The following is a 3943-nucleotide window of genomic DNA, read 5'->3' as shown; positions in this document are numbered from 1 at the left end:
GGCAGCGGCCGGCCGGTCGGGCTCGCCCGTGCGCCCACCCCAGCCGGCGCGCTGGCCACCCTGGCCGAGGCGGCCTGGCCGCTCGCCTTCCACGACGGCGCCGAGCGGGCCGAGCTTGCCAGCGCCTTCGGCGCCCGCGGGCCGGCGGTCGCAAGCCTGCTCGCCGGCATGGCCGGGACGGCCTGGTTCTGCCGCGCCGGCGCCGGGCCCGACGCCGGCGAGCGCGGGGCGCTCGACCTGCTCGCGTCCTCCCTGGGCGGCGGCCAGCCGGGCTGGCTGCCGTCGTGGGCCGAGGCGGGCCGGGTCCTCGGCCGCCTGGCCCCGGCCGCCATCGAGGCGGCCGACGGGCTGCGCCGGTCGGCCAGGCTGGCGGCCCTGCGCGCCGGCCTGGACGAGGAGCTGGAGGGCGCCCTGCGGGTCTGCGCGCTCGTCGTCACCGCCAGGACCACCCCGCGCCGGGAGGCCGACGAGGCCGTCCGCCTGGCCGCCGGCGGCGCGGCCGTGTTCTGGCTGAGCGGCCTGGTCGCCGCCACCGTCGCCGGCATCCCCGGCGGCCCTCTGGAGGCGGCCGGCCACCTGCTGCTCGCCGGCCGCTGGCCGATCGGCGCCGACGGCACCACCTGGTGGGCGCTGTGACGGGCCCGCCCGCGACCGGCGCTGACCGGAGTCTCCGCCTGCGGACCCACCCCAGAGACGGCGCTGTGGACCCACCCAGCCGAGTCCTGGAACGCGCTGTGCACCCCGACGCTCGCGTTGGTCGCACCCGGTCCCCGCGTCACCAGACACACCCCCGGCCGCCTGGTCAGCCGCCCGAAGGCCGCCGCCATGTGTGCCGCCCCGCCCTCCTGCCGGCAGACCACCAGCCGCAGCCGCTCCCCGACGTCGTGCAGCGCGTCCAGCACCGCCAGGTAGCTCTCGCCGGGCACGCAGAAGGCCGTGTCCACCCCGTGCACCAGGAGCTGGTCGACCACGACCCGCCCCCCGGTCCGGACCAGGGGCCGGGTCGTGGAGGTCGGCTGCTCCACGCTCATTCCCTCACCCTACCGATGGCACAGGCCATGGCACAGGCGCTGTTTGGGGCCGGTACCTCCCGACACACCGTCAGGCCGTCAGGCCGCCACGTCGATCGCGATCCGGGTGGGCGCGCTGAGCACCCTCACCCTGAAGCCGACCGTGTCGTCCAGCCCCAGGCCCCAGCTCACGTACCCCTCGAAGTCGCCAGCGAACTTCGCCTGGCGCAGCGAGGGGTATCTGGGGGTGAGCGTCTTCGGCCCCGAGTAGGTGGTGTTGCCCCGCTCGTCGTGCATGTCCGCGGGCGTGAACACCACGCTGAGGAACGCCCGGCCCTGCAGCGGCACCGGCTCCCCGCTGCCGTCCTGGCTGACCTGGTCGACGTACTCCACCCGGTAGCCGGGCGCCTCCCCCTGGAAGTCGAACACGATCCGGTCGAACGACGGGTGGTGCGCGAACCGCACGTTCACCAGCCTCGGGATGGACGTGACCGAGCGCGTCGCCGTCTTGGGGGCACTCGACCACACCGCGTCCGTGCTCGTCTTGGTCGTGTCCGTCGTGCCCGCCTTGCCGGTCGACGTGGGTGTCCCCGGCGTCCGTGGCGCGGCGGTGGTCGTGGTCGCTCCGGCGGAGCCTGGCGTGGCCTGGTTCGATCCCTTGGACCCGCTGCACGCGGCCAGCGACAGCACCGCGAGCAACAGCAGGACGGCGGTGGTCCGGACTTGTCGCATGGCGACCACTCCTTACATCGGTGAGCGGCGCCGACGGCGCCAACCCCAGCATGGGCCCGGGTCGTCACGGCCCGGCGGCGGAGCGGCATCGCCCGTGGGCCCGATCAGCCTCGATTCGATCACGGACCCGCAGCTCACGGCGACCGTACCCGGGCGGCGGCTGGATCCAGGCAGCGACCGGATCCGCTCAGCGCTCACCGGTCAGGACTCCGCATGGTCGCGTCCATCCTTTCCAGCAGTACGTCGACGAGCTGACGACCCCGCACGGTGGCGGCGGCGCTCGGGGCGGCCCGGCGCGGCACCAGCGGGAGCTCGGGGAGGCGGCGCCTGGCTCACTCCGCCGACGCCGCAGCAGCGGCCCCGGTCACCAGGCGGCGCAGTTCGGCCAGCAGCTGGACGTCCTGGGTCGGCGAGCAGAGCAGCAGCCGGGCGAGCACCGTGCCGAGCGCGGTGACGTCGGCCCCGGTGACCGGGACGAGGTGCCGCAACAGCGCGGACAGGGCCGGGCCTGGGGGCCCGCCGGCAAGTGCCGCCGCGGACAGCCGGGCGGCCACGAGCGGCGGGAAGCCGGGGTCGGGCACGTTCACCAAGGTGCCGTGGTCCAGGCGCTCGTCCGGCGCCCAGCCGCGTCCCTCGTTGTGGCGCAGGAAGTCCTCGGTCGGCCGCTGATAGACCGTGACGAGCTGGTCGAGGGTGTCGGCCGTCAGCATCTGCCGCGGCATCACCACGCTGCTGCTGGGTTCACGATGCTCGTACCGCTCACCGATGACGTGCACCGCGCCGAACTCGGGGGCCGACCGGTCGCGGGACAGCCGGCCGATCACCGCGGTCACCTGGACCGGATCCAGCGGAGGCAGGGGCCACCAGCGCTGCCGCATCGCGGTCACCCGGGCCGTCGTGCGTGCGCAGAACGTGGTGTCTTGGATGTTGTGGGCCGCCTCCTCGGCGGCGGCCAGGGCGCGCTCGACCGAGCCGCTGTCGCCCGGCAAGGCGATCGACGCCGTCTCGGCCAGAGTGAGGTTGGCCGGCGCGGTGATCCCGGCGAACCCCCTGCCCACGCGCAGCGCCGTGGCTGCGAGACCGGCGGCGTCCGAGGCACCGGCCGGGAACTGGCTGAAGGCCTCGGCCAGGGCTGCGAGCCGCCGCCGGTGCACGCCCCACACGTCCCCCTGCCCGCGGAGCGGCGAGGGGGGCAGCGCGCCCGCCTGCTCCACTGCAGCGTCCCGGCGCGCGGCCAGCTCCTCCCTGGCGCTGCTGTCGCCGGCACTGGCCTGCAGCCCGAGCACGGCGATCTCCAGGCCCTCCAGGAACTCACCCCGATTCGGAGCCGCCAGCACCACCAGGCCCAGGTGGGCCAGCCACTCGCGCACCCAGCCCTGCTCCGGGTGGCCCAGCACCGCGCCGAGCAGCTCCCACAGCGACCCGTTGCGGTATTCCCGGTACCCGTAGGCGCGGTGCACGTCGAGGTAGCGGCGGAGCAGCGGGTCGCCCACCGCCGGCGTCGCCGCGGCCAGCGCGACGAGCCGCGGCCCGTCGCGCGTGGCCAGGTAGCCGCCGTCGCCGCGGAGCTCCCCGCCGTGCAGCTCGGGGTCGAAGCCGGCCAGCAGCGAGGCGTCTCCTGAGCCGGCGAGACGGGCCACTATCATCGCTGCCTGCTCCGGCGTGGCGGCGGCTGCGGGCAGCGGCGGAGCTGGCACCAGGCCGCCGTCGAGCGCCGCGGTGACTCGCTCGAGCAGCCTGGCCAGGACCGGCGAGCTTGGGCCGGCGTCGCGGACGGCGTCGGGCTAGCATCGGTGGCGCCAGCATCCACCTGACCCGTCGATGCCCATGGTGAGACCCCACCGCATCTACGCGGCGCTGTACGACCGGCAGCTGCGCCCGCTTGAGCGCGGCTGGCTCGGCCAGCGCCGCGCCGCGCTGCTCGGCGACCTCGCCGGGCAGGTGCTGGAGGTCGGCGCCGGCACCGGCACCAACCTGGCCTGCTACCAGCACGCCAGCAGGGTCGTGGCCTGCGAGCCCGACCCGGCCATGCGGGCCCGCCTGGCCGGCAAGCTGGCGGTCGCGCGGGTGCCGGTGGAGCTGTGCGACGCCCCCGCCGAGGCGCTGCCGTTTGCCGACCAGAGCTTCGACGCGGTGGTGTGCATGCTGGTGCTGTGCACCGTGGCCGACCCGGCCGCCGCGCTGGCCGAGAGCTACCGCGT

The 3943-nt window shown here is 75.8% G+C and carries 4 protein-coding genes and 1 pseudogene; 2 read left to right on the top strand and 3 right to left on the bottom strand.

Going from position 1 to position 3943, the window contains the following annotated elements; genetic code table 11:
* The coding region (locus VG276_00595) for a hypothetical protein (GenBank protein ID HEV8647917.1) at window positions 1-636 on the top strand (636 nt) is incomplete at its 5' end.
* 80 nt (window positions 637-716) lie between these two features.
* Here the strand turns inward: VG276_00595 and VG276_00590 are convergent.
* From VG276_00590 to VG276_00580, 3 genes and pseudogenes are all read right to left on the bottom strand, one after another.
* A pseudogene (locus VG276_00590) lies at window positions 717-1031 on the bottom strand (thiamine pyrophosphate-binding protein).
* 78 nt (window positions 1032-1109) lie between these two features.
* Window positions 1110-1742, bottom strand: a complete 633-nt coding sequence (locus VG276_00585; GenBank protein ID HEV8647916.1) for a hypothetical protein — start codon at window positions 1740-1742, stop codon at window positions 1110-1112.
* Between the two features lie 332 nt (window positions 1743-2074).
* Window positions 2075-3388, bottom strand: coding sequence for a hypothetical protein (locus VG276_00580; GenBank protein ID HEV8647915.1), 1314 nt, complete (start codon window positions 3386-3388; stop codon window positions 2075-2077).
* A 175-nt stretch (window positions 3389-3563) separates the two neighbouring features.
* Between VG276_00580 and VG276_00575 the strand changes: the two genes are divergently transcribed.
* The coding region (locus VG276_00575; protein HEV8647914.1) for a class I SAM-dependent methyltransferase at window positions 3564-3943 on the top strand (380 nt) is incomplete at its 3' end.

This window comes from Actinomycetes bacterium (genome assembly GCA_036000965.1).
Taxonomy (GTDB): Bacteria; Actinomycetota; CALGFH01; order CALGFH01; family CALGFH01; genus DASYUT01.
Note: the sequence above shows the minus strand (reverse complement) of the source record. Positions and strands in the feature narration are given on the sequence as shown.